Here is a 25,547-nt window from a genome sequence, read left to right on the forward strand (position 1 = left end):
TTCCTGTGCTGCGATGGCCGCAACGCTCAGCGCTTGCGTGCCTTCAACCACGCCTTGATCTGCGGCAGCGAGGCCGCCCGCAGCTTCACCCGCGTCTGGATCGTGTTGATGGCGTTGTCTGCGGCCTGCCGCGAGGTCGGCGCGATGTACTGCTCGGCATAGGCCTTGATCCGGTCGGCGGTGGCAAGCTCGGCCGAGTCGATGCCCAGGCCGGGGTAGTAGCGGGCGCGCGAGGTGGAGTCCACCAGTGTGTCCACCTGCGTGCGATGCGCCACGGCGAAATCGAAGGCAAGCTCCGGATGCTGGGAGGCGACCCGGTCGATCATGCTTGCGCCGGTGGTGGCGCCCGGCTCTGGTGTCAACGCCAGTGCCAGCGCGCGCTTGGCCAGCGCCTCGTCGATGGGCATGGAGAGGAAATCGTAATAGGCGTCGCGCACCATCGCCGAGGTTTCCTGCTTGGCCAAGGCATGCAGGGTGTCCCAGGTGGCGGTGTCGGCATTGCGCGCAACCGCGCCCAGCACGCTGTCACGCAGCTCCGGCGACAGCGATGCGGGAGTGGCCTGGAAAGCGGCAAAGCGCCTGCGCGCCTCGGCGATCACGGCGGCATCGCCCATGTCGCTGAGGCTGGCGATCAGGCGGGTACGCAACTGCTGGATCTGCGCCGAGTCGCCATCGCGGTTGTCCCAACCCAGCGTTGCGAATTCGGCCGACAGGCGCGGCACTGCATAGGCACGCCACGCGGCGCGCCCTGCCGGGTCATGCTCGAAGCTGCCATCCACACCATCGTAGATGCCGGCCACCATGTCCCAGACGTCGGGCGATGCGCCGACTGCCACCTGTGCGGTGAGATCCAAGACATCGGCCTCTGTCTGCATGCCCGCGTCGGCCAGTGCGTCGGTGTCGTTCAACACGCCCAATTGATCCACCACCGGCAGCGCGCCAAACCTGCTGGTCAGCGCCTTGAACTGTGCGGGCGCATACAAGGTGCGGAAGTAGCCTTTTTGCCCGGCGTTGACCACCACCGGTGCGTCGCAGCTCGGCACCTGCACCTGGGCGGTGCCGTCTACCAGCACACGTACCTGCGTGGCGTCGCCGCTGCGCACGACCACCGGCACATGCCAGCGCAACGGCTGCTTGTCGGGGCGGTCCAGCGTCAACTCGCCCTGCTCCAGCGTCACCGTGGTCTGGCCACCCACGCAGCGGGTGCTGGCCTTGATCAACGGCACGCCCGGCTGCAGGGTGAAATCGTGTGCCACCTGGGTGAATTGCTTGCCCGGGGCCACGGCGTCGATCTGCTGCCACAACTGGTCGGTCACCGCATTGCCGAACTGATGCTGCTTGATGTAACTGCGCACGCCGTCGCGCCAGTGATCCGAGCCGACATAGTCTTCCAGCATGGCAATCACTGCCTCCCCCTTGGCGTAGGTGATGGCGTCGAAGGCCTGGCTGGCCTGCTCCACGGTGGCCACGTGCTGCACCACCGGGTGGGTGGTCACATACGCATCGCGCCACATGGCCAGGCGGCTCTTCTTGGCCGGACCGGTCTTGTCGATGTCCCATTCCGGATGCAGTTTTGCCGTGGTGCGCGCTTCCATCCAGTTGGCGAAGCCTTCGTTGAGCCACAGGTCATCCCACCACGCCATGGTCACCAGATTGCCAAACCACTGGTGCGCGATCTCGTGCGCGGCGACGGTGAACACGCCTTGCTTGGTATCGATGTTGGCCACCGCCGGATCCAGCAACAACGAGTATTCGAACGTGAAGATCGCGCCCCAGTTTTCCATGGCGCTGAAGAACTGGCTGCGCCCGGGCGCGGCGATGTTGTCCAGCTTGGGCAGCGGGTATGGGATGCCGAAGTAGGCGTTGTACTCGTGCAACACATCGCGGCCGGATTCCAGCACGAATTGCGCTTGACCCACCTTGCCCTTCTGCGCGATGACACCGATCTCGGTGCCATTGTCGGCGGTGACGGTGGCGCGCTCGAAATCGCCCACGCTGACGAACAGCAGGTACGTGGACATCTTGGGCGAGGTCTGGAACGCGATGCGGGTGCGCCCGTTTGCGCTCGGCCGCGACGAGGCCACCGGCATGTTGCTCACCGCCATCTGCCCGGCCGGCGCATTGATCGCCAGGTCGAAAGTGGCCTTGAAGTTGGGCTCGTCCCAGGAAGGAATGAAGCGGCGCGCATCGGAGTTTTCGAACTGGGTGAACAACGCGCGGCGCGCACCTTGCGCGGTGGTGTAATCCAGCGCGAACAAGCCATTGGCCTGCGTGTTGATCACGCCGCTGTAATCGATGGACAGCACGTACTCGCCCGCTGCCAGCGACTTGCCGAACGCGAACGTGGCGGTCTGCGCCTCGGCATCGGTGCTGATCTTGGCCGATTGCGGCTTGCCGCCTTTTTGCGTGAGCGTGCCGCGCGCGAAGTTCAAGCTGGCCGCTTGCAACACGATCTGGTCGGTGGGCTGCAGCACACTGATATCGATGGCGACCTTGCCGTCGAAGCGCATCTTGTCAGCATGCGGAGTGATCTCCACTGCGTAGTGCGTGGGCTTGGCTGTGCGCGGCAACTGGGTGGTGATGGACGAAGCCTCGGCGCTCGGCGGCACCGGCGCAGCTGCGAAGGCGGAGACAGCCGGGCTTGTACCGACCAGGGCCAGTGCGATGGCGGTCACCAGGGGAAGACGCATGGGAGATTCTCGATGGGGACGAAGTGGGCACGCAACGGCGCCAGACCGCGGATGATCCGCCGGAACAGGGCACGCAGGCACCGCCAAAAGTCATGCCAAATCTCAGTAATCCTCAAACGCCAACGGCCCGGACAAGCCGGGCCGTTGGACGATGCCGCGATAGGCGTCAGCCGATCAGGCGAACGGGTCCTGCAGCACCATCGTGTGGTCGCGATCCGGGCCGGTGGAGACGATGCTGATCGGGCAGCCGGCCAGTTCTTCCAGCGCGCGCAGGTAGGCACGTGCGGCCACCGGCAGCTTGTCCCACTCAGTGATGCCATGGGTGTTCTCGGTCCAGCCCGGGAACTCCAGGTACACCGGGGTGCACTCTTCCCAGCCCTGCGCGTCCAGCGGGGCGTATTCGGTGCGCTTGCCGCGGTATTCGTAGGCGATGCAGACCTTGAGCTTTTCCATGCCGTCGAGCACGTCGAGCTTGGTGATGCACAGGCCGGAGATGCCGTTGATGGCCACCGCACGCTTGAGCGCGACGATGTCCATCCAGCCGCAGCGACGCGGGCGGCCGGTGGAGGCGCCGTACTCGGCGCCGCGGTCGCGGATGCCCTGGCCCACTTCGTCGTCCAGCTCGGTCGGGAACGGGCCGCCGCCCACACGCGTAGCGTAGGCCTTGGCGATGCCCAGCACGTAGTCGATGGCGTCAGCGCCCACGCCGGTACCGGCCAGTGCGCCGCCGACGGTGGTGTTGGAGCTGGTGACGTACGGATAGGTGCCGTGGTCGATGTCCAGCAGCGCGCCCTGCGCGCCTTCGAACAGCACGCGTTTGCCCTGCTTGCGCAGGTCGTGCAGGATGCCGGCCACGTCCGACTTCATCGGCTGCACGTAGTCGCCGAAGGCCAGTGCCTCGTCGAAGGTCTTCTGGAAGTCCACCGCTTCCACGCCCAGGTACTTGGTCAGCACGAAGTTGTGGTAGTCCAGCGCGGTGCGCAGAAGTTCTTCCAGCTGCGGCGGGTAGTGCAGGTCGGCGATGCGGATACCGCGACGGGCCACCTTGTCCTCGTACGCCGGGCCGATGCCGCGGCCGGTGGTGCCGATGGCCTTGCCGCCGGCGGCCTTCTCGCGCGCCTGGTCCAGGGCGATGTGGTACGGCATGATCAGCGGCGCAGCCGGAGAGATCTTTAGGCGCGAGCGCACTTCCACGCCGGCGCCTTCAAGCTCGCTGATCTCCTTGATCAGCGCGGCCGGGGAGATCACTACGCCGTTGCCGATCAGGCACAGCGCGTCGTCGCGCAGGATGCCGGACGGAATCAGGTGCAAGACGGTCTTCTTGCCATTGATGACGAGCGTATGGCCGGCGTTATGGCCACCCTGGAAGCGGACCACCGCACCGATCTCTTCGGTGAGCAGATCGACGATCTTGCCTTTGCCTTCATCGCCCCACTGGGCACCGAGCACGACAACTGACTGACCCATGACGGGTGAACTCCTGAGTTTTGCTGCGGCCATCGGGGCCGCGGGATGGGACCGGTTCACGGCTGGCGGCGTCGCCTGGCGCGCGGCTCCATCGGGGAGCCTTGCAGCGGCGCGTAAAGCCCTGACACGGAAAAAGCCGAACGAGGTGCCCTGTGTGAGCGTGCCCGGCCGGCTTTTGTGCATTATCCGGGTTTCCGGTGACGTGCACTACCCCTGGCGAACGGCGGATCGGGGGGCTGGTCGGATTGCCGCTGGCCATCGGTTGCGCGGTGCTCCGGGCCCTGCCGGTCCCTCGCAATCCCAAGCCCCCATCGCGGGTCGTAGGAGCGCACCCGGGCGCGACTGCTTCACCGGTAACGCCTGTCGCGCCCCGGTGCGCTCCTACGCTGCCCGTTGCGGTGGGAATGGACCACCCACTCAGTGACGCACGATCCACAGCGCGATCGCGCCCAGCACCAGGGTCACACCGCCGATGGCACGCAGTTGGGCCGTTGGCAGGCTGAACAGCTGCTCGACCATCCGCTTCCAGGCGGCGGGCGCGGCGAACAGCAGCAGGCCTTCGATGACGGCGATCAGGCATAACGCGGACAGGAACTCGTGCATCAGCAACACCAGGACAACGTGGGAGCTGCAGTGTGCCCGGTTCGGCACCCCGCCACGCCCCACCGTAGGAGCGCACCCGGGCGCGACGGGCATTGCCGGTAAAGCAGTCGCGCCCGGGTGCGCTCCTACGAGGATGCCGGAGTTTGGTCACCTCTCAAAGCCAGATTGCGTCCCAGAACGGGTAATCGCGCACGCGTCTGACCAGCCCGGCACGGAGGGGATTGGCAATTAGGTAGCGCGCGGCTGCGTGCAGGTCCTCGTCCTTGCGCAACGCGTGGTGGTGGTAGCTGCGACTCCAGACCGGTGCGTGATGCTGGCGCTGATCGTTCACTGCGCGCGCTGCACACGCTTTCATGCGTGAGACCGCGTTGGCCAACCCGGTGGTGCTTCCAAGCTGCAACAACCAATGCACATGATCCGGCATCAATACCCAGGCCAACAGCCTGGCGTCGGAGGGCGTTGCCGCGGTGAACGCGCGGCAGGCCGCTGCGGCCAGCAGAACATCTGCGAACACAGGGCGACGCTGCCATGTCGTGGTGGTCAGCAGGTAAGCGCTGTTGGGCGAAGACTGCCTGCCACGGCGCAGCGCGCGATGCCCGGGAGTGTCGATGTTGGCCATGGCGCGATGCTGACGGCCTTGGACCACGCGAGATATCGGCGGTTGCCGCGTTCTGCGCTAGGGATCCATGTGGCGGCTGACTGTCAGAGTCAATCAGCGGGGTCGGCCGGCAAGGCCCGTCGCGCCCGGGTGCGCTCCTACCGGGTCGAGTCTGGCCAACCCGACGGGGAAGGCGCGCCAGGCAACTGCGGACTCCGGACATACCCACCACCATCGCAGCCCACGAAACGCCATCGGCCCGATCCATCGGCCCACACGCGCCACGCGTAGGAGCGCACCTGGGCGCGACGGGCATTCCCGGTAAAGCAGTCGCGCCCGGGTGCGCTCCTACGGTTGGGCGCGCGTCTGTCTGCCCGGCAGTGATAGGCACATACGCCAACGCCCGCGTTCGGCGGGCGTTGTCGTTTCAAGGCATGGCGATCAGCCAGCGATCAACGATCGCTCTTGAGGTATTGCAGGAACGGGTCGTTCTTGTCCAGCACCACCACGCCGTTGCCGTCGGTCATGGAGCCGCGGTACGCCTCCAGGCTGCGATAGAACGCGTAGAACGACGGATCCTTGGCACCGGCCTGGCCGTAGATGCGGGCGGCGTCGGCATCGCCTTCGCCGCGCAGCTTCTGCGCATCGCGCTCGGCGTCGGCCACGATCACGGTGGACTCGCGGTCGGCCTGGGCGCGGATGGTCAGGGCCTGCTCTTCGCCTTCGGCACGCAGCTTGCTGGCTTCCTGCTTGCGCTGGGCGCGCATGCGCTCGTAGACGTCGGTGATCACCTGGCTGTCGGTCGGCAGGTCGATCTGCTTGATGCGCAGGTCGGTGATCTGCATCCCTAAGCCCTTGATGGCGCCGTTGATGCCCTTGAGCTGGTTGGCGATCAATTCGCTGCGGTCGCCGGAGACCAGCTGCTGCAGGGTGCGCGAGTTGATCTGGTTGCGCAGCGAGTCGGTGATGATCGGGGCCAGGCGCGAATTGGCGACCGACTCCTCGCCACCGGTGGCGCGGTAGAACGCCCGCACGTCGGAGATGTAGCCGATGGCGAAGAAGTCCACGCTGACGTCTTTCTGCTCGGCGGTGAAGTAGCGCGCCGGCGCGGTGTCCAGCACCTGGAAGCGGCGATCGAACACGCGCACCGATTCCACCACCGGGATCTTGAAGTGCAGGCCGGGCTTGAGGTCGGCACGCACCACACGGCCCAGGTTGAGCACCATGGCGGTCTGGTCCTCGCGCACCACGAACACCGAGCCCATCAGGGTCAGCAACACGGCGACGATCAGGCCGATGACTAGCGAATTCTTCATTATTCGGTTCCCTCACGGCCGGTCGGGCGCGGGCCGCGCTCCGGATTGCGGATGCCCTCGCTGCCGCCACTGGTTTGCGGCGGATTCAACAGCACATCCTGCGGCACCATCGACGGCATGCCGCTGTTGCCCGTAGTGCCGCTGTTGCTGGCGGACTTGCCTGCGTCGGCCGGCAACGGCACGTAGATGACCTGGCGGCCATCGCTGCCGATCACCTTGCGGTTCTCCGACAGCACCTTCTGCACGGTTTCCAGCCACAGGCGCTTGCGCGTGACCTCGGGCGCGTTGGCGTATTGCTCCTGCAACAGCGTGAAGCGATCGGCGTCGCCTTCGGCCTTGGAGATCACCGCCTGCTTGTAGCCTTCGGCGCCGGTGCGGGTGCGCGCACCCTGGCCGCGTGCCTCGGGCACCACCTTGGCGGCGTAGGCCTGGGCTTCGTTGATCAGGCGCTCGCGCACCTGCTGGGCACCGTTGACCTCGTCGAAGGCCGGCTTCACTTCTTCCGGCGGGCGGGCGTCGGGCAGGGTCACGCCGGTGACGGCCAGGCCGGTGTTGTAGGCGTCCAGTGCCGCCTGCAGGCGATCCTTGGAGGCAATGGCCAGCGGGCCACGGTTGTTGAGCACGGTATTGAGGTCGGAACGGCCGACCTGCTCACGCACGGCGCTTTGCGCGGCCTGCTCCAGCACCAGATCGGCATTGCGCGAACCGAACAGGTACTTGCGCGGGTCGCTGATCTGGTACTGCACGTTGAGCGAGACGTTGACGATGTTCTCGTCGCGGGTCAGCACCGGCACCTGGTTGCTGAAGGTCTTGATCTCGGTGGCGTTGACCTTGCGCACCGACTCGACCGGCCAGGGCAGCTTGAAGTTCGGGCCGGGCTGCAGGATGCGCGAGAACTGGCCGAAGCGCAGCACCACGCCGCGCTGCTGTTCGCCGATGAGCTGGAAGCTGGAGAACAGCACCATCAGCACCACCGCGACCAGGATCCAGCGCCCCACGCCACCATCGAACAGCTCTTTCAACGGGGCGGGCAGATTGCCCCAGCCACCACCGTTGCCACCACCACGCGGGCCCCAGGACCTGCGACGGTTGGGGTCCGGGCCGTCTCCGCCCTTGTTGCCGGGTGTGTTCCAGGCCATGCACGCTCCATGATCGAGGGGCTGTGCGGGCCAGTCCCGCAGTGCCGCCGTGTTGTTGATTCGCTGATTCTACTAGATGGGGCAGACCGACCGTTTTGAAAGGCCCCAATTGGTGCGTCCCGGTTTAGCCGCTGGGGTGGATCGAGCCGATGGCCGGGTTCGCAGACGGGGAAGGACACGGTGTCAGCGCGATCTGGGGGCAAGCACCGGGCGCGCGTTCTGGAGTTGGCCAATGGGGATCACGCCGAGACTGGACGCGGACCCGGCCTGCGATGCGCTGCACGATGACGCCGACGACATCGTGCTGCTCGCTGACGCGTGGCCATTGTCAGTCGACCGATCCGGCGTCTGACCTGGCTGGATAGCCCAGGGTCGCGGTCAGGCCAAGCAATCGCTGCGCTTTGCCGACCCCGGGTTGCGGCGCAGGATGCCGCCGATGGCAGGCGAGCATCGGTGTCCAAACGGCACTGGCGGCGCGGCTGACGTTGGCATCAGCGCTGAGGGGCATGCGGCTGGGGCGATGCTGCGCTGGCACAACGCAGTCCGGAACGCCTCCGCCAACCCTGCTCCCACCCTCGTCGCCGCACTCACGCCATCGGCGGTTCGTCTTTCTGGTTGAACACGCGCTCCATCACTTCCAGCAACTCGTCTTCGGAGAACGGCTTGGTGATGTAGGCGCGTGCGCCCTGGCGCATGCCCCACATGCGATCGGTGTCCTGGTCCTTGGTGGTCACCAGGATCACCGGGATGTGCTGGGTGGTCGGCTCGCGCTTGAGCGTGCGGGTGGCCTGGAAACCGTTGAGGTTGGGCATCACCACATCCATCAGCACCAGATCCGGCAGCGAAGACTTGGCCGCTTCCACGCCGGCGGCACCATCGGTTGCAGTGATGGTCTCGTGCCCCAGCTTCTCGACGATGCGCTGAATCCCCAGCAGCTGCGACGGCGAGTCGTCGACGATCAGAATGCGTGCCATGTGCTTCCCCTAGTGTGCGCGGCGAGTGTAGTGCGCCGGCCGCGCTTGCGGTAGCTGGGCCAGACGGTACGCCCGGCGATGCCGTTACGAGGCGTGATCCAGTGGCGCGGCGCGATTGCCCAGCCGATGCGTACTACGTTGGACAAGACGCAGCTGGATGCAACAACGTCGCAGAAAGCCGCTCGCCGACGTATTACGTGCATGCTGCCCTGCCCTCAATCCCTCATCGATACGAGGGGGGACGACGGGTCCCTTCTCCCATCGGGAGAGGAGGGCGTACAGCGCCAGATGAGGGGACGGCGGAGATCCAACGCCGCAGATCGACGTTCACCGGCGCACTACTCGCCCGCCGAACCCCCACCCCAATCCCTCCACAAAGAGGGCGATTGCTCCCTTCTCCCATCAAGAGAAGGTGGCGCATAGCGCCGGATGAGGGACGGCGGCGATTCAACCGCGCAGATCGACGTTCACTGGCGCACAACCTGCCTGCCGAACCCTCACCTCATCCCCGCGTCGCCCCCTCGCGGCCTACACCGATTCGCCGAACGCCTTGGCCAGGTTGCGGTAGGCCTTTTTCTGCGCATCGTCGGTGGGGGCCGGGGCCAGGATTTCCAGCTCCACGATCTGGTCGCCCGGCGTGGTGCCCGGCAGGCCGCGGCCGCGCAGGCGCAGCTTGCGCCCGGCGTCCGAGTCGGCCGGCACCTTCAACTCCACCGACCCGCCCAGGGTCGGCACGCTGATGGTGGTGCCCAGTGCCGCCTGCCAGGGCATGACCTGCAGGGTGTACAGGATGTTGCGCCCGTCCACCTCGAACTGCGGGTGCGCGGCGTATTCGATCTCCAGCAGCAGGTTGCCGCCGCCGTTGCCCTGCCCGCTCAGGCGGATCACCTGGCCTGGCTGCACGCCCTTGGGCACGCGCACATCCAGCTGCTTGCCGTTGATGGTGATGCGTACGCTGTCGCCCGCATACACCGCTTCCAACGGCACCGCCAGCTTGGCGCGGGTGTCGCCGCGCGCCTGCGGACCCGCGCCTGCACCAGGGCCGGCGCCCGGACCACGCGGACGGCCGCCGCGCTGGCCGGCGAACAGGCTTTCGAAGAAATCGCTGAAGCCGCCACCGGCGCCGCCGTTGCCGAACACTTCCTCGTAGTCGTAACCCTGCCCACCACCGTAGCTGGGCGGGGCCTGGAACTCGTCGCCCGGGCGGAAGCCCTGCGCCTTGAGCTGGTCGTAGGCCTTGCGCTTGGCCGGGTCGCGCAGCGCCTCGTAGGCTTCGTTGATCGCCTTGAACTTGTCTTCGGCGCCGGCCTCCTTGCTGACGTCGGGGTGGTACTTGCGCGCCAGCCGGCGGTAGGCGGTCTTGATCTCCGCATCGCCTGCGCTGGGCTCCACGCCCAGCGTTGCGTAGTAATCCTTGAATTCCATCTAATCACCTCTGAAAAAAACGGCCCGCAGCCGAGGCCACGAGCCAGTCATATCGCAGCCGGGCGGGCAACCGCACCTATTCTACGGTGCGGTTGCCGCCGGGAAGCGAAGCATGCCGCTCCGCTCCAGGTTTTGCTGCCTTACTGCACCGTATTGCCGGCTGGGTCCTGGCCGTTGCCGACCTGGATACGGCGCGGGGTGGCCGCCGGGCGCTTGGGGATGCGGATTTCCAGCACACCGTTGTGCCCGGTCGCGGTGATGCCGTCGGGGTCGGCACTGTCGGGCAGCGCGAAGCGGCGGTGGAAGCTGCCGTAGCGGCGCTCGATGCGCGAGAAGCGCTCGGTCTCGGTGCTGGACTCGCCCTTGCGCTCGCCCTTGATCGACAGTATGCCCTTGTCCATCTGCACCTCGATCTGGCCGGGGTCGATGCCCGGCAGGTCGGCATACAGCACGAAGTGGTTGGCCTCTTCCTTGATGTCCACGCGCGGCACCCACTGCGCGGTCACCACCGCCGATTCGTCGGTGTCGCCGTTCTGCTCGAAGAAACGGTCGAACACGTGCTTGATCTCGTTTTGCAGCGCATGGGTGGGCCACTGTGGATAACGAACGATGTTCATTGCGAGCCTCCAAAAGGTTGGGTGAGGGGCCGGCTGCCGCGGCGTGCGCCGTTGCGCCGGCCATGTGCGTCAGATAGGCGTGCCGCTGCGGATTTCAAGCGCGTTGACGCGCTTTTCCCTCGCCCCTTTCTAGACTTCGTTCAGCCGCAGGAGCCCGCCCCATGACCATCCACGTTGGTGACCGCATTCCCGAAGTCGTGCTCAAGCGCCTGCGCGAGGGCATCGAGGCGGTCGATACCCACAGCCTGTTCGCCGGCCGCAAGGTGCTGCTGTTCGCGGTGCCGGGCGCCTTTACCCCGACCTGCTCGGCCAAGCACCTGCCGGGCTATGTGGAGCACTTCGACGCATTCCGCAAACGCGGCATCGAGGTGCTGTGCACCGCGGTCAACGACCCGTTCGTGATGCAGGCCTGGGGCCGCAGCCAGCTGATCCCAGACGGCCTGCACCTGCTGCCCGACGGCAACGCCGAACTGGCCCGCGCACTGGGCCTGGAGATCGACGCCAGCGGCTCGGGCATGGGCCTGCGCTCGCGCCGCTACGCACTGTATGCCGACGACGCCGTGGTCAAGGCCTTGTTCGTCGAAGAACCCGGCGAATTCAAGGTGTCCGCCGCCGATTACGTACTGCAGCACCTGCCCGATTGATGCATTGATTCCCCCCAACCACTCAGAAGGAAACCGGCCAGCCATGTCTAACCAGCCAGCCAAGCAACTCCCCGACGGCATCACTGATACCGCCACCTTGCGCAGCCGCGCACGCCAGAGCATCGAAGACGGTGCCATCACCGAGAGCTACCACGCCGACCGCGAGGCGGTGATCGAGCTGCTCAACACCGCACTGGCCACCGAATACGTGTGCACCCTGCGGTATTACCGCCACTATTTCATGGCCAAGGGCATGCTTGCCGACGCGGTCAAGGGCGAGTTCCTGGAGCATGCGCAGCAGGAACAAGCGCACGCGCACAGGCTCGCCGAGCGCATCGTGCAGCTGGGCGGCGAACCGGACCTCAACCCGGACACGCTGACCAAGCGCTCGCATGCCGAATACAAGGAAGGCAGCGACCTGCGCGACATGGTCAAGGAAAACCTGATCGCCGAGCGCATCGCCATCGACAGCTACCGCGAGATGATCGATTTCATCGGCGACAAGGACACCACCACCAAGCGCATCCTGGAAGACATCCTGGCCCAGGAAGAAGAGCATGCCGACGAGTTCGCCGACCTGCTGGAAGGCTGGATCGGCGAGTGAGCTGAGTATTGCAATGCAGCGATGCGTTGCGAGCGATGATCGGTATCGACATTCACCGTGATGTTGAAAGTTGAAATCGACTCGATGATTTAAGCAAACAGGGCGCCTCGAGCGCCCTGTCTGTTTTCTATGCCGCAGGATGCTGTGTGGTTGCCTGCGGCGGTAGGAGCGCACCCGGGCGCGACGTGGCATTCCCGGTAACGCCCCATCGCGCCCGGGTGCGCTCCTACGGGTGTTTGCACTGTCGGGAGCAGCACGTGCGCGGTCAGCGCAATACGCGAAAGCGCAGCTGCGTCCATGCACCATCGCTGGCCATTGCGGTGAGCGTATGCGTGCCGACCTCGGCGAATTCGCGCTGAAATCCCTGGCGTCCGTTGGTCTGCGCGATCCAGCGGCCATCCAGCAACCAGTCGATGCGCGCGTCGCTGCCCAGGGCACGTAATTGCAGGCGTACCGGACGCGAGGTGGCGTTGGCACGCGCCAGCGTGGCGCGATCGCTCAGCCCGTCGATACGCAGCACGCCGCCACCGGTCATGCGCCCATGGGGCAGACAGTCCGCCGCAAGTGGCGGCAGTTGCGCAGCATTGCGCTCGGCGGCGCTGAGCCAGGGCGAGACCAATGCCGGCCAGCGCGCCACTGCATGCGGCACGCGCTCATGCGCCTGGCTGCATTCCTGCGACAGCCGCTGGCCACTGCGCGCATCCACATCGAAATGCAGCTGCCCGCTTTGCCATAGCCGCGCATCGCGCTCGGCAAAGGTGGGCGGCACTGCGCCATCGAGCACGTAGGCGTCGGCGCGGCGTGCGCATTGCGCCGGTGGTGTCTGATCGGCGGCGCCGCCGAGCGGCCAGCAGATGTCCAGCGCCTGCACGGTGGCTGGCATCGGCACCGGCGCGCTATCGCCGGCGCTGCGCGGCAAGGCATCGATGACTTCGAACATCAGCGGCAGTGCGGTGACGGCGCCGTACTGGCCCGGCAGCGGCGTACCGTCCGGACGCCCCACCCACACCCCGACCGTGTAGCGACGCGTGCCGCCGATCGCCCAGGCATCGCGGTAGCCGTAGCTGGTGCCGGTCTTCCAGGCCACGCCCGGGCGCGTGGCGGTGTCGAAGGTGCCGCTGCCGTACCCGGGGCGCGGATTACTTTGCAGGATCTCGCGCACGATCCAGGCCGCACCCGGCGACATCAGCCGGCGCTCGATGCGCGGATCGTCCGGCGTATAGCGCACGCGCCCGGCGATACCGCCACGATTGAGCGCCGCAAATGCACCGACCAGTTCCTGCAATTGCGCGCCTGTGCCACCCAGGATCAACGCCAGATTGGGCACGCTGCCGTGCGCAAAGCGCAGCTCGATCCCGGCATTGGACAGCCGCGCAGCAAACCGCGCCGAGCCGATCCGGTCGAGCAGGTCCACCGCCGGCACGTTCAGCGACAACCGCAACGCCGTTGCCGCGCTCACCGGCCCATTGAAGGCCGCATCGAAATTGCCGGGCCGGTAGCTGCCAAAACTCTGCGGCGCATCCACCAACAGGCTTTCGGAGTGGATCAACCCATCGTCCAACGCCATGCCGTACAGGAACGGCTTGAGCGTGGAACCGGGAGAGCGCCAGGCCTGCACCATGTCCACATGCCCCAGCCGTTTGCGATCGCCGAAGCTGGCCGAGCCCACATACGCGCGCGCTTCCATGGTGGTGTTGTCCACCACCAGCAATGCCGCAGAGGTGCGCTCGGGCAGCTGCGAAAAGTATGTGGTGACGCGTTCTTCCAGGGTGCGCTGCAGCTCCACATCCAGCGTGGTCACGATGCGTGCCGCGCGCGGTTGCGCGCTGTGCAACCGCTGCGCGAGCAGCGCCGCATGCAAGGGCGGTTTGAGCGAGCGCGTCACCACCGGCTCGATCCGCGCATCGTCCACCTGCGCGCGCGACCACACGCCCAGCTCCACCATGCGATCGAGCACCTTGTCGCGCGCGCGTTGCGCTGCTTCGGGATGGCGATCCGGGCGCAGGCGGCTGGGCGATTGCGGCAACACCGCCAGCAACGCAGCTTCGGCCTGCGACAAGGCCTTGGCCGGCTTGCCCAGGTACGCCCAGCTGGCCGCTTCCACGCCTTCGATGGTGCCGCCATAGGGCGCGCGCTCCAGATACAGCGTCAGAATCTCGCGCTTGCTCAGGTGCGCTTCCAGCTGCAGCGCGCGCAGCAGCTGCTTGGCCTTGCCCCACGGCGTGCGCGTATGCGGGTCGAGGATGCGCGCCACCTGCATGGTCAAGGTCGAACCGCCGGAGACGATGTGCCCCTGCCCGATCCATTGCCCGCCGGCACGCAACAGGCCCCACGGGTTGACTCCGGGATGGCGCCAGAACCAGCGGTCCTCGTAGTTCAGCAATGCCTGCAGGTACAGCGGCGACACACTCTGCGGGCTGGCCGGATAACGCCACACCCCGTTGCGGTCGGCGAACGCGCGCAGCGGGGTGCCATCGCGTGCCACCACCAGCGTGGAGGTGTCCCGTGATCTGGGCAGTGGCAGTGGGAAGGCCAGGTCCAGCAGCAACACCGCAGACAACAGGGCCACGGCGCTCCAGCGTAGCCCCGTCAACCAGCGCCGGCCACGCCGAGCAACACCATCCTTGCCAGCGACGCGTTCCTGCGTCTGGTCGATCCTTGCCTGCGCGTGCTGCTGCTCATCCATCCTGCCAAGGATGCAGGGCAAAACGCATTTCGGCCACCATCGCGCGCGGCAAGCTGCGGCGTTGAGCGATCAACGTGACTGGACGCTCCTGCTTGCGCGACGACAGCTGCGCTAGCCCACCACGTCCGCGTGCGGCGAGCGACGCGGCCTTACGAACAGCCGCAGTAACCCCATCGCCAGGAATACCGCAGACAGGCGCAACGCAATGCCGAGCCAGCCGCTGGCCGCCGAATCGGAGACCGCAAAGACCGTCCAGGCCGCGTTGAGCGAGACATGCAACACCCAGCCGCTCCAGATCGTGTAGCCATCCTGCGCGTCCACGATGGCAAACAGCAGCGCACCGATACCGGTAATGGCGAAGATCAGCAACGCCTCGCCACCTCCACCGCCGGCCCCGAGCCAATGCACACCGCCAAACACAACCGCCTGCACCAGCGCGGCGATTGCCGGACGCCAGCCCAGCGCACGGCAGGCAAAGACGAAGCCGAAACCGCGAAACACGATTTCTTCCGCTAGCGGAAACAGCAGCGCCAACCAGAGCAGGCCAAGCAGATCGTCGGTGCCGACCGAGCTGGACTGCGTCCACAGCCCCAGCCAACACGGCAGTGTGGCCAGCAACGTCAGCGCCGGGCCGCGTAAGCCGTTCCAACGCAACCCCAGACGCGCCGCGAGCTCGCCTGGCATGCCAGGACGCAGCAACGCCGCTGCGACGAGCACGACCACTACGCTGAGCAGATTGTCGAGAATCCCACCGCCGTAAGGCACCGGAATTTTCGGGATTGGAAAACCAAGGGCCTTGGCCACATCACGCACCTGCAGCGCGACCAGCAGCACCAACAACCAGACGACATGCGGCGTGAGTCGGCGCAGGGATGTATCGAGCGGCATGCAGACGCCCTTGCGTGCAAACGAACGCTGACTATAACGGCAACACCACCGCCGCAGTTCCACGGATCACATTGCGCGGCGACATCCGCTCCCGTCGCAGGCCAGCTGCATGCGATGATGCAACGCGACGCTCACCGCTGCTCCAGCGACGCGCGATAGCGCAGCAAGGCTTCTGGCGCATCGGTCTGGATGATCGACACGCCTTCGCGGTACAGGCGGCCCCACACCTTGTCGGGATCGCGCTCGGCATCGGCGTCGCCGCCGTAGCCGGCGATGAAGCCTTCCCACAGCGAGTTGACCATCAGCCGCACCTTGTGTGCCTTGCTCACTGCAACCAATGCCGGCAATTGCGCTGCCGACATCTTGGGCAGCTCGAACGCGACCGGATGCGCGTTGCGTGTCTGCGCAGTGGCGATCGCGGCCAGGTCGGCAGTGCCATGGGCGTTGATCAGGATCGGGAAGAAATACACCTTGTCGAACGGCAGCATCGCCGCTAGGGGCGGCGTGGCGATGCCGGCTTCGGCCTTGACGATCACCTGGTGCTGCATGCCGGCACGGGCAACCGCATCGACCACCTGCACGTAGATCGCATCCTTGACGTCCAGATTGAGCAGGATGTGGCCCTTGGACCTGGCCAGCATCTGCTCGAGCGTGACCACGCGTTGATCGGTCAGCGGTGCCTGCGCGCCACCTTCGTCGCTGCGCAGCCGCAATTTTTGCAGATCGGCCAAGGTCAGCTCGGACAGCTTGCCGGTGCCGTCCGTGGCGCGGTCCACGGTGGCGTCGTGCAGCATCACCAGGGTGCCGTCGGCGGCGCGGCGCACATCGGTCTCCATCACGTCGGCACCGATGGCGATGCAGCGCTCCAGCGCGGCCAGCGAGTTCTCCGGTGCGCTGTCCTTGAAACCATGTTCCGGTGCCGGCGCATGGCAACCGCGATGGGCCACCACCACGATGCCGCCGTCAGGATTGGTCAGCCGGGCCTGGATTGCAGCCACGCCGGTGGGCGCCGCGCTCGCATGGGTAGCCAGTACCGCCCACAGCATGGCGGCGACGGTGGCGGCAGTACGTAAGCTCATCGAACAACTCCGCTTGAAGGGATTAACAGAACCACTGCGCTACCGTCAGGTGAGCGCGGTCGGCACACGGCATGGCCTCTGCCAGGTGCACATCTTGATTTCCACGCACCGCGCGCACTTGCCTGAGCTCTGCTCGCAATGCCAGCTTCGCCGCGCCTAGAACGTTGGCGTAAAACGCAAGCCGAACCAGTACGTCGTGGGTACCGAATAACTGTCCTTGAGCAGGTTCTGCCCGGGGCCGGTCACGCTGGTGATGCGGCTGTGGGTGAGGTTGCTGACCTGGCCGATCAGGCTGAGCTGTTTGCTGATCGCATAGGTCGCGGTGAAATCCAGCTGCGAACGCGGCGACCAATACAGGTCCTGCCAGTCGATATTGCTGACGATGGCACGCAAGGCCTTGCCCTGACGATTGTAGGCCGCGCGCAGCTCCAGTCCGCCGCTGTTGTAGAACAGCGTGGCATTGGCGGTGTAGTCGGGCTGCCCGACCAGGTTGTCGAGCTTGCGCTCGCGCTGGCTCATATTGCTGCCGCTGCCAACGCTGTAGGGCACATCCAGGCTGCCATCGAGCACCGCAAAATTCGCACTGAAACCGACCCCACTCAGCCACGGCGCGATCGGCGCCAGGGTGTTGACGATGCCGTTGAACTCCACCCCGCGGATACGCGCCTTGGCGGCATTGGCCGGCGTGCTGATCAGCGCGTTGGCGTAGGTGGTGCCGTCGAACGTGAAGCTGTCGGTGCGCGACAGCGTAAAGATCTCGTCCTGGATGCGCTTATTGAACACGGCCGTGGACGCGAACGCATCGAAGTCGCCAGGCAGGCGCCATTCCAGCGACAGATCCAGGTTATTGGACACGCGCGGTTTGATGTCCGGGTTGCCGATGGTGACGGTGACGCCTTGCGCATTCGGGTTGCCGGCATCGGCCGTGTTGACGAAGCCGATCGAGGTGCGCGCCGCGTACGCATCGTATGGCGGGCGGCCGAGCGTACGGCTTGCGCCGGCGCGCAGGTCCAATGCATCTGTCAGGTGGTAGGTCATGATGGCCGAGGGCAGCAGATAGTGGTAATCGGCACTGGTCGGGTTATCGACATACACATAGCGGTTGGTCGCGGCATCCAGCTGCCGCTGGCGGCCGACCGTATCGAGCCTGGTGCTGTCGAAATGCAGGCCGCCCTGCACATTGAAACGCTCGCTGCGATAGCTGACCAGGCCATAGCTGCCGAAGGTCTTTTCGGTATGTGTGAAGTTGTCCTGATTGCTGAAGGCCTGCTGGTCGGTGCTGTTGAACGCGCTCAGCGGCGTTGCAGCCAGCGCACGATTGGCCTTGTCAGGATCGATGGTGATCAGGTTCAGGCCGGCGTAGCGCATCGGTGCCCGGCCGGTGCCCGCCACATCGGCCAGGCCAAACGCCGGCGCACTGGTATTGGGCTGATATTCGACGCGATAGATGTCGTAGGACGGTTTGTCGGTGGTGTACGACACGCCTGCGGCAAAGCCGATCCCCTGATCGCTCTCGCCCTGGTTGAAACCGTAATCCAGCCGGCCGGTGAGGATGCGATCGGCGGCAGTGCGTTTGTAGTCCGGGCGCCAGTACGACAGGCTGTAGTTGCCCAGATCGTTGTAGGCCTGCGGCGACACGCCGAAGCGCTGATCGAAGCCGGAGGTGTCGTAGTTGAATGCGTAATTGGGCGTGGCATTGATGGTCACACCGCTGCCGGTCTGGCCCACCTGTACCGGTGCGGCGCGGGTGATGCCGGTGGCGTACTTGATCATGCGGATCGGCTCGTCGTAGGTCGCATCCGACCACGCGCCGCGCGCGGAGAACTGTTGCCGATCGGTGGGCCGCCAGATCGTGCCCAGCTGCGCGACTTTGGTGCGTGTGGTGACGATCTGGTTCGAGTAACCCACCTCGATATCGCCGCCGGGATAGCTGCCGGAGCTGGCAGTCTGATTGAACACCTGGCCACGGTTGCGCGGGTCGATGATGACCTCGTTGCGCTCCATGTTGTCCTTGAAATAGTAGTAGCCGGCCGTTGCATAGGCTTCCAGCGCGGCACTGGGATGCACTTCGAACTTGCCGGTGACGCCATAGCGGTCGCGCTGGTTCTGCACGTACCAGTACTTGTCCTGCTGCGGCACCGCCCAGCCATTGCCGAGATTGGCGCCGGTCTGCAGCACGCCGTTGTTGTCGTAGAACCCGTAATGCACCGTGTCGGTGGTCATATGGGTTTCGGTATAGCTGCTCAGCGTCTGGTAGTTGGCCGACAGGGTGACCCCGTACTGCTGCTCGCTGCCGAAGGTGCGGCTGCCGGTGGCGTTCAGGCGGTAGCCGGGGTCGTCCTGGTCGCGCGGCTTGCCGACATCGTTGGCGTGGCCGAGCGCCGCTTCGGCACTGAAGAAGGGCTTGCCGCCGTTTTCGAACGCGCTGCGTGTCTTGAGGTTGATCGCCCCGCCCGTTGCGTTGGGGTCCAGGTCGGGCGTGAAGGTCTTGACCACCTGCAATTCGCTGACCATCGACGCCGGCAGCAGGTCCAGACGCACGCCGCGGGTGATCGAGCCGAGCGTGCCGTTCGGCGTGCCGGGCGATGCAATGGTCAGCCCATCGATGGTGACGTTGTTGTAGGACGGGCCCAGGCCGCGCAAGACCGGGGTGGCGGCCTCGTCGCGCGGATGCTCGTTGTCGGTGGCCGGCAATACCGACAGACCGGGCACGCGGCGCAGCGCTTCGACGATGGTGCTGTCGGGCAAGGCGCGCACATCGGTGGCGCTGATCACATCGGTGATATTGGTCGCCGCGCGCTTGCTTTCCACCGCAGCGGCATTGGCACGGCGCACGCCGGTGACCTGCATGGCATCAAGGGTCTGCACGCCGGCTTTGTTGGTGACCGATACGTCGCTAGTGGATGCCTCGCCTTGTGCGGATGCAGGCAAGGTGGGCGATGCAGGCGACGTGGACGATGCAGGGGATGCAGGGTCTATGGAATCAGCGGATGCATCTGCTGGCAATGGAGAACGTTGCCTTGCAGTCGCAACTTCAGCCCCGGGCGTGGATGCCTCGTCATTATGAGCTGTAGCTGTAGCTGTAGCTGTATCTGTAGTTGTAGCTGCGCTCGCTGATGCGCCCGCGGTCGCGGTCATGGCCGCAGCAGACGTTTGAGCGAAGTCACCGGCTGCAATAGCCGCCCACTCGTGGGCGCATGCCTGCGGAGCTGGCGAACACGCCGCAATGGCAACGGCGAGAACGGACAAGTGCAAACGGTACGAATCGGAGCGCTGCATGGAATCCCGAGATCGCGCAGCGGGAATGCCGCGCCTGTGAGAAAGCACGCCACCGTAGCCAGCAAAAATGACCCCTGCATGTCGCTTACATCGCATCGAAAAGACAGTGCGCAGCGATGTCGCCGTAAGCGAAGAAGCGCTGGCGTAGGAGCGCGCTTGCGCGCGATGGGGCTTTCCCGGTGATGCCCGATCGCGCGCAAGCGCGCTTCTACGGCAGCCAGATTGCATCCCAGAATGGATAATCGCCGACCCGCTCGACCAGTCCGGCGCGTAGCGGGTTGGCGATAAGGTAACGAGCCGCGAGGCGCAGATCGTCTTTCCCAACGATCCTTGCGTGTCGCTTACATCTCATCGAAAAGACAGTGCGCAGCGATGCCGCCGTAAGCGAAGAAGCGCTGACGTAGGAGCGCGCTCGCGCGCGATGGGGCGTTACCGGTAACGTCCCATCGCGCGCGAGCGCGCTCCTACCTTGTTGTCCTACGGCTGCACCACCGTCATCGTCGCTGGCGTGCTGCGCCCCACGCCGCGCAGCTCGGGCCGGTACATGTCTTCCACCAACGATGGCGGCACCGTGTAGGTGCCCGGGGTGACTGCGCGCACCAGGTAATACAGCTGTGCCTTGCTGCCCGAGGACAGCGCCAGCGCGGCCACATAGCGGTCGTCGCGGAACTCTTCGTGCTTGACGTCGGCGGCGCTGGAACGCTCGCTGATGCCGATGCCGTCCACCACCACATCGGCCCACTGCTTGGCATCGCCGAGATTGAAGTTCTCGATCTCCAGGCCGGCCGGCAACAGGTCGGTCAGTAGCGCGTCCGGCATGTCGCTGTTGGCGGTGATGGTGACGCGCACGATCAGCGCTTCGCCTTCCTTCAATGCACGTGGGGTCCAGGGTTTGCCATCGGTGGTGTACCAGCTGCGCTCCACGCTGAGGTTGCGCGTGTCCGGCTCCGGTGCGCTGCGCGGGATGCCGGCCACTTCCAGGCTGGCGTACATCGGTGCCTCGCCCTGCGGTGCGAACTGCACGCCGCGCGCCAGGGCGGCGCTGTCGAAACTGCGCCCGAACAGGCGTGCCGGCGCAATCTCCTGCGTCTGGCCGCCAACAGTCAAGGTGCCGGACACCTGCTTGCCCTGCCCGACCATCAAGGCCTTGCCCAAGCGCGCCAGCGCCACCTGCTCCTGCGTACTCAGCCACAGCCAGCCGGTGGCGCGGCGTGCATCCAGCGCGCGGCCCAATGCCACTGCGCGGGTGTCGTACTCGGGCTTGGACAAGCCACGCTCGTGCAGCAACGCCATCATCAAGGCATCGTCGCGAATCGCGCTGCCGTAATCGGCGAAGTACGGCGGGCGCTCGCTGCTGTCCTTGGCAAAACCCGCCTTGATCGCCGCCTGCCCACGCTTGGTGTCGCCCTGCAGCGACAACGCCGCGCCCAGATGCACCAGCGACAAGCCGGTCAGCGCCTTGTCGCGCTGGTTGTCGTACAACGCGCGCAGCGTGCCCAGCGGCGCGCGGTTGACGCGTGCCAGCACATAGCCAGACCAGGCCTGGTTGGCGAACTTCAGGCTATCGCGGCGGTCCTGCCCGTAGAACTCGTTGCCACCGGACAGCAGGTCCTCGCTGAGCCGATTGAGCGCCTTCTGCAGCACGTTGTCGGGCACCGCAAAACCGGCGTCCTTGGCGTCGAGCAGGAACTCGGCGATGTAAGGGGTCAGGCCCGGATTGACGTAACCGTCGTCGCCCCACATCGAAAAATGCCCGCTGGCGATCTGCATCGAGGCCAGGCGACCGAATGCGCCTTCCATGCGCTCGCGGCGCTTGCCCGCCTCCAGCCCCTTGGTGCCCAGCGCCCTGGCGGTGGCATCGTCGAGCAAGAGTGCGGCATAGCCCTTGCTGGTGGTCTGCTCGGCGCAGCCATACGGATAGTCCAACGCCCCCTGCAGGGCGCTGGCGAACGGAATCGGCGGCAGCGGGCTGACCACCATGCGCGCGGTCACCGAGCCGGCCATCAGGCCATCGGCAAAGCCGCTGTCCAGGGTGATCGGCGCCAGCGGATCGAGCACGCGCGTCTGCGCACGCAACACCTGCGGCCAGCCGGCACGCACCGGCAGGTCGTAACTGCGGTCGGCCTTGAAGCCGTTGCCGTCCACACGCACGCGCACCTTGGCCACGCTATAGCCTTCGGTGGCGCTCAGCGGGAAGCTCAGCGTCTGCTTGGCATCCACACCAAGCTTGACGCTGCGCGCCGCCTCGGCGATGGCCAGCGGGCCGATCCCGTCCACGCGCACATTGAACTCGCCCGGCTTGCCGGTGAAGTTCTGCACATCCAGCGTCACCGTGCTGCGGTCGCCCGGTGCCATCACACGCGGCATGCTGGCCTCGGCCAGGATCGGGGCGCGCACCACGGTTTCCAACGCGTGGTTGCCGAACCGCGTATCCGAATACACCAACGCCGACACCCGCAGCGTGCCGTTGAAATCCGGTACCGGCAGTTGCACGCGCGCATTGCCCTTGGCATCGAGCTTCACCGAGCCGGAGAACAGGTCCACGGTCTGCACGCGCGCGGTCGGGCGCTTGGCCTGCGGCAAGGCTTCCAGCGCCATGTCGCCGCCGAACTTGAGCTTGCCGCTGGCGCCTTCGAAGCTCTCGATCACGCGGCCGTAGATGTCGTAGGCATCGGTGCCCAGACGACGCTGCGCGAAGAACTGCGCGTTGGCATCGGGCACCGGGAAGCGGGTGATGTTGAGGATGCCCACGTCCACCGCCGAGATGGTCACGTGCGCCGCCTTGCCGGCCAGCTCCGGCACGCTCACCGTCACCGGCAACGCCTGCTCGGGGCGCATCTGCTTGGGCGCAGCCAGGCCCACCGCAACGCGTCGCGCCTTGCGATCCATCGGCACATACGCCACGCCCACCGCACGCGCCGGGGTGATCTTGCTCGGCGCACTGCCGCCGCGGAACACCAACGCGGTGACGTAGACATCGTGGCGTTCCCACGCGTCGGTCACCGGAATTTCGAAGCTGCTGCCCGGCTTGACGTCGATGTCCTGCACGTACAGCAGCTTGTCGCTTTCCACCAGCAGCACGCCCTTGCCGGCATGCGGCGGGGTCAACGTGACGGTGAGCGTGTCGCCGGCGCGGTAGCCGGTCTTGTCCAGCGCCAGCTTGACCTTGTCCGGGCGCGCGTCCAGGCCGCGGTTTTCGTCGTTCCAGCTCCAGCCGGCGCGGAACGGGTAGCGCGTGGTCAGCCCGGTGGCCGGGTCGAACACGTCCAAGCGGTACTCGCCCCACTCCACCGGGACCTCGAGCTTGGCGTTGCCGCCGGCGATGTCGAGCGTGCGCGTGTCCTTGTTCTCGAAGCGGCGGGTGAAGTCGTAATCCCAATGGTCGTCGGTGTAGTTCCAGTGGTAGTCGCGCAGCTCGCGCACCAACGTGGCCTTCAGGCCCTTGGCCGGTTGCGGCTTGCCATCGGCATCCACGCGGGTGATTTCGAAGCGCGCGGTGCCGTTGGCATCGGTGCCGTCCTTGTCGTCGAACAGGGGGCGCACGCCGACCAGCGCCTTGGCCGGCCACAGCACGCGCTTGACGCTGCGGGTGACGGTACGCCCGCCGGTCTCGTACACACTGCCCGAGACCACCGCCGCAATCGTGCTGACCGGCTTGGCTTCGGCAGGCAGCGCGATGTCTTCGCGCAACACGCCATCGCTGCCGAACTCGGTGTCGATCACGTCCTTGGCGTCGCGCGGCAGCTCCAGCGTGGGGTCGCCGAAGAACCAGCCCGGCAAGGACTCGAGCGGATGCTGCTCGACGCTGACCGCAAGCTTGGCGGTGAAACGGTTGCCATCGGCCGGCGCGCCATACAGGTACGCGGCATTGGCGACCAGCGTGAACGGCTGGCCGGCGCTCAGGGTCTTTTGGGTGCTGTCCAGATCCAGCTTCATGCGCTCGGGCAGGAACTCTTCCACGCGCACGGTCATGCCCTGCACGGCGTCCTTGCTGGCCGGATCGGTGCGGAATTCCACCTGCCAGCGACCGGTCGGCGCATCGGCCGGAATCTGCTGGCTGAACTCGAAATAGCCCTGCTCGCCCGGCTGCAGCTTGGTCTCGCGGAAGGTCTTGCCGTCCGGCTGCTTGAGGCGCAGGAACACCGGCTGCGGCTTGGTAGGCTTGCCGTCGTTGTCGCGCAGGATCGCCGACACGCGCATGGTCTCGCCGGGGCGATACAGGTCGCGGCCGGCCCAGGCGAAGACGTCGAACCAGGCACTCTCGCGCCCGGCCACCGCAAATTCGCTCAGGTCCAGCGCCGGCTGGTTGAACGGCAGCACCGAGATATCGGTCTTGCTGCGCGCCACCAGCACGTGGCCGGCATCGAGCGTGTAGTTGAGCAGCGCATTGCCGTTGCCGTCGGTGGCGCCCTTGAGGAACAGCTCGCCCTTGGCATCGAGGACGCGCACTTCCACGTTCTTGATCGGCTCGCCGCTCTGCAGCGAGGCGGTGTGCACGAACAGCTTGTCCTTGTAGGCGCGCGTATGCAGGCCGATGTCGCTGACGGTGAAGAACGCCGTCTCCTGTTCGTTCTCGAAGCTGCCGGCGCGCTTCATCACCGCAAAGTACAGGCCCGGCTCCTGCAGCTCCTTGATGTCCTGCGTCGGCAGGTAGGTCAGCACGCGCTCGTTCTGCTTGCCGCCCAGGATGAAACGATTGACGTACACCGGCTCGGCCAGCCTGGACAACGGCTGCTTGTCGTTATATTCGCTCTCCAATTCCCAGCTGCCGCGACGACCGCCGCGCTGAAACTGCTGGAAGAACGCGGGCAGCGACTTCTCGCGCACGCGCAGGAACTCCACGTCCACTTCCGGTACATTGACCGACACCACCGGCAGACCGCGGCTCTCGCGTGCCGGCAGCACGCTGCCTTGCGAAGCGAACCCGGCCACTGGCTTGAGCGCGCCGGTGTAGACCTTCTGCTTGAGCGGCTTGCCCAGGCGGCTGCCATCGGCGGCCAGCAGGTTGGCGTCGACCAGCACGGTGTAGTCCTTGGCCGCTTCCACGTACGGGTAGCGCAGCGTCTTGCCGTCGTCGGACAGCGTCCAGCTGCTGTCGCCGGTGCCGACCTTTTCCTCGAAACGCACCAGCGCATCGAAGTCCTGCGTGCCCACCAACGGCCGCGAGAATTCCAGCGCCAGCGACAGGCCGTCGCTGGTCTGGTCGGGATAGGCGCGCGCCAGCGCAAAACCGGTGATGGCCTGCTTGTCGGCCTTGATCGCCTCGCCACTGGCGGCAGGCAGCTGGCCGCTTTCGTTGCGCTTGCACGCCACCGCGCCGATCGCCACGCCCAGCAAGACCACCCACAGCAACATGCGCCGCGTACCCGACCACGTCATCCCTGATTCCCGGCTATCCATTCGCACTACCCCATGACTGAGGACGCAAGTATAGCGATGCCGTTCACTTCACCGATGGCGGCATGGGGCGACGCAAGGACTTGCCGATGGGCGGCGATGACGCGCCATCGGGCCAGGGCTGCGATGGCACCGGCGCGC

Annotated in this window: 16 protein-coding genes and 1 pseudogene; 2 read left to right on the top strand and 15 right to left on the bottom strand. The window is 66.1% G+C overall.

Annotation, left to right across the window (positions count from 1 at the left end; all coding sequences use genetic code 11):
• Nucleotides 1-26: 26 nt before the first annotated feature.
• The 9 genes from EO170_RS14650 to EO170_RS14690 form a co-directional block, all read right to left on the bottom strand.
• Nucleotides 27-2,690 carry a M1 family metallopeptidase gene (locus EO170_RS14650; protein ID WP_126945990.1) on the bottom strand — a complete coding sequence of 888 codons (2,664 nt, stop codon included), beginning with the start codon at nucleotides 2,688-2,690 and terminating at the stop codon, nucleotides 27-29.
• Nucleotides 2,691-2,864: 174 nt separating this feature from the next.
• On the bottom strand, nucleotides 2,865-4,157 hold the full coding sequence (locus EO170_RS14655; RefSeq protein WP_024938603.1) for an adenylosuccinate synthase: 1,293 nt from the start codon (nucleotides 4,155-4,157) through the stop codon (nucleotides 2,865-2,867).
• A gap of 417 nt (nucleotides 4,158-4,574) precedes the next feature.
• On the bottom strand, nucleotides 4,575-4,760 hold the full coding sequence (locus EO170_RS14660; RefSeq protein ID WP_039407247.1) for a DUF2065 family protein: 186 nt from the start codon (nucleotides 4,758-4,760) through the stop codon (nucleotides 4,575-4,577).
• 154 nt (nucleotides 4,761-4,914) lie between these two features.
• On the bottom strand, nucleotides 4,915-5,379 hold the full coding sequence (locus tag EO170_RS14665) for a transposase (protein WP_126945993.1): 465 nt from the start codon (nucleotides 5,377-5,379) through the stop codon (nucleotides 4,915-4,917).
• A gap of 431 nt (nucleotides 5,380-5,810) precedes the next feature.
• Nucleotides 5,811-6,674, bottom strand: a complete 864-nt coding sequence (locus EO170_RS14670) for a protease modulator HflC (protein WP_039523939.1) — start codon at nucleotides 6,672-6,674, stop codon at nucleotides 5,811-5,813.
• Entirely contained in the window at nucleotides 6,674-7,813 is a 1,140-nt protein-coding gene (hflK, locus tag EO170_RS14675) for an FtsH protease activity modulator HflK (RefSeq protein ID WP_115676309.1), read from the bottom strand. The genes EO170_RS14670 and hflK overlap by 1 nt, the downstream gene beginning before the upstream one ends.
• A 587-nt stretch (nucleotides 7,814-8,400) precedes the next feature.
• On the bottom strand, nucleotides 8,401-8,787 hold the full coding sequence (pilH, locus tag EO170_RS14680; protein WP_115676308.1) for a twitching motility response regulator PilH: 387 nt from the start codon (nucleotides 8,785-8,787) through the stop codon (nucleotides 8,401-8,403).
• Nucleotides 8,788-9,315: 528 nt separating this feature from the next.
• Complete coding sequence (locus tag EO170_RS14685; protein WP_054590856.1) at nucleotides 9,316-10,212, bottom strand: DnaJ C-terminal domain-containing protein; 897 nt, start codon at nucleotides 10,210-10,212, stop codon at nucleotides 9,316-9,318.
• A gap of 140 nt (nucleotides 10,213-10,352) precedes the next feature.
• Nucleotides 10,353-10,829 carry an Hsp20/alpha crystallin family protein gene (locus EO170_RS14690; protein WP_016903925.1) on the bottom strand — a complete coding sequence of 159 codons (477 nt, stop codon included), beginning with the start codon at nucleotides 10,827-10,829 and terminating at the stop codon, nucleotides 10,353-10,355.
• A gap of 161 nt (nucleotides 10,830-10,990) precedes the next feature.
• Here EO170_RS14690 and EO170_RS14695 point away from each other — a divergent pair, with 161 nt between their 5' ends.
• The gene (locus tag EO170_RS14695; RefSeq protein ID WP_016903926.1) at nucleotides 10,991-11,473 is read left to right on the top strand and encodes a peroxiredoxin; all 483 of its coding nucleotides are present in this window, start codon (nucleotides 10,991-10,993) and stop codon (nucleotides 11,471-11,473) included.
• A gap of 43 nt (nucleotides 11,474-11,516) precedes the next feature.
• Nucleotides 11,517-12,077, top strand: coding sequence for a ferritin-like domain-containing protein (locus EO170_RS14700; RefSeq protein ID WP_024938597.1), 561 nt, complete (start codon nucleotides 11,517-11,519; stop codon nucleotides 12,075-12,077).
• Nucleotides 12,078-12,342: 265 nt separating this feature from the next.
• On the opposite strand, the gene pbpC is transcribed toward EO170_RS14700, so the two are convergent.
• The 6 genes and pseudogenes from pbpC to EO170_RS14725 form a co-directional block, all read right to left on the bottom strand.
• A complete protein-coding gene (pbpC, locus tag EO170_RS14705) occupies nucleotides 12,343-14,763 on the bottom strand; it encodes a penicillin-binding protein 1C (RefSeq protein WP_126945996.1) in 2,421 nt (806 codons plus the stop codon).
• A 111-nt stretch (nucleotides 14,764-14,874) separates the two neighbouring features.
• The gene (locus EO170_RS14710) at nucleotides 14,875-15,651 is read right to left on the bottom strand and encodes a CPBP family glutamic-type intramembrane protease (RefSeq protein ID WP_180969771.1); all 777 of its coding nucleotides are present in this window, start codon (nucleotides 15,649-15,651) and stop codon (nucleotides 14,875-14,877) included.
• 131 nt (nucleotides 15,652-15,782) lie between these two features.
• Nucleotides 15,783-16,730 carry a glycerophosphodiester phosphodiesterase family protein gene (locus tag EO170_RS14715; RefSeq protein ID WP_164741053.1) on the bottom strand — a complete coding sequence of 316 codons (948 nt, stop codon included), beginning with the start codon at nucleotides 16,728-16,730 and terminating at the stop codon, nucleotides 15,783-15,785.
• A gap of 156 nt (nucleotides 16,731-16,886) precedes the next feature.
• Entirely contained in the window at nucleotides 16,887-20,009 is a 3,123-nt protein-coding gene (locus tag EO170_RS14720) for a TonB-dependent receptor (protein WP_126945999.1), read from the bottom strand.
• Between the two features lie 208 nt (nucleotides 20,010-20,217).
• Nucleotides 20,218-20,334 (bottom strand): annotated as a pseudogene (locus tag EO170_RS21825) (transposase); the annotation flags it as partial.
• A gap of 152 nt (nucleotides 20,335-20,486) precedes the next feature.
• On the bottom strand, nucleotides 20,487-25,388 hold the full coding sequence (locus tag EO170_RS14725; protein WP_206514021.1) for an alpha-2-macroglobulin: 4,902 nt from the start codon (nucleotides 25,386-25,388) through the stop codon (nucleotides 20,487-20,489).
• Nucleotides 25,389-25,547 lie beyond the last annotated feature (159 nt).

It is taken from the genome of Xanthomonas sp. BRIP62409, assembly GCF_003992965.1.
Lineage (GTDB): Bacteria > Pseudomonadota > Gammaproteobacteria > Xanthomonadales > Xanthomonadaceae > Xanthomonas > Xanthomonas euroxanthea.

Bases quoted from the DNA above. Each gene is read 5' to 3' on its own strand.
- EO170_RS14650 (WP_126945990.1), bottom strand. From the start codon at position 2,690: ATGCGTCTTCCCCTGGTGACCGCCATCGCACTGGCCCTGGTCGGTACA.
- EO170_RS14655 (WP_024938603.1), bottom strand. From the start codon at position 4,157: ATGGGTCAGTCAGTTGTCGTGCTCGGTGCCCAGTGGGGCGATGAAGGC.
- EO170_RS14660 (WP_039407247.1), bottom strand. From the start codon at position 4,760: ATGCACGAGTTCCTGTCCGCGTTATGCCTGATCGCCGTCATCGAAGGC.
- EO170_RS14665 (WP_126945993.1), bottom strand. From the start codon at position 5,379: ATGGCCAACATCGACACTCCCGGGCATCGCGCGCTGCGCCGTGGCAGG.
- EO170_RS14670 (WP_039523939.1), bottom strand. From the start codon at position 6,674: ATGAAGAATTCGCTAGTCATCGGCCTGATCGTCGCCGTGTTGCTGACC.
- hflK (WP_115676309.1), bottom strand. From the start codon at position 7,813: ATGGCCTGGAACACACCCGGCAACAAGGGCGGAGACGGCCCGGACCCC.
- pilH (WP_115676308.1), bottom strand. From the start codon at position 8,787: ATGGCACGCATTCTGATCGTCGACGACTCGCCGTCGCAGCTGCTGGGG.
- EO170_RS14685 (WP_054590856.1), bottom strand. From the start codon at position 10,212: ATGGAATTCAAGGATTACTACGCAACGCTGGGCGTGGAGCCCAGCGCA.
- EO170_RS14690 (WP_016903925.1), bottom strand. From the start codon at position 10,829: ATGAACATCGTTCGTTATCCACAGTGGCCCACCCATGCGCTGCAAAAC.
- EO170_RS14695 (WP_016903926.1), top strand. From the start codon at position 10,991: ATGACCATCCACGTTGGTGACCGCATTCCCGAAGTCGTGCTCAAGCGC.
- EO170_RS14700 (WP_024938597.1), top strand. From the start codon at position 11,517: ATGTCTAACCAGCCAGCCAAGCAACTCCCCGACGGCATCACTGATACC.
- pbpC (WP_126945996.1), bottom strand. From the start codon at position 14,763: ATGGATGAGCAGCAGCACGCGCAGGCAAGGATCGACCAGACGCAGGAA.
- EO170_RS14710 (WP_180969771.1), bottom strand. From the start codon at position 15,651: ATGCCGCTCGATACATCCCTGCGCCGACTCACGCCGCATGTCGTCTGG.
- EO170_RS14715 (WP_164741053.1), bottom strand. From the start codon at position 16,730: ATGAGCTTACGTACTGCCGCCACCGTCGCCGCCATGCTGTGGGCGGTA.
- EO170_RS14720 (WP_126945999.1), bottom strand. From the start codon at position 20,009: ATGCAGCGCTCCGATTCGTACCGTTTGCACTTGTCCGTTCTCGCCGTT.
- EO170_RS14725 (WP_206514021.1), bottom strand. From the start codon at position 25,388: ATGACGTGGTCGGGTACGCGGCGCATGTTGCTGTGGGTGGTCTTGCTG.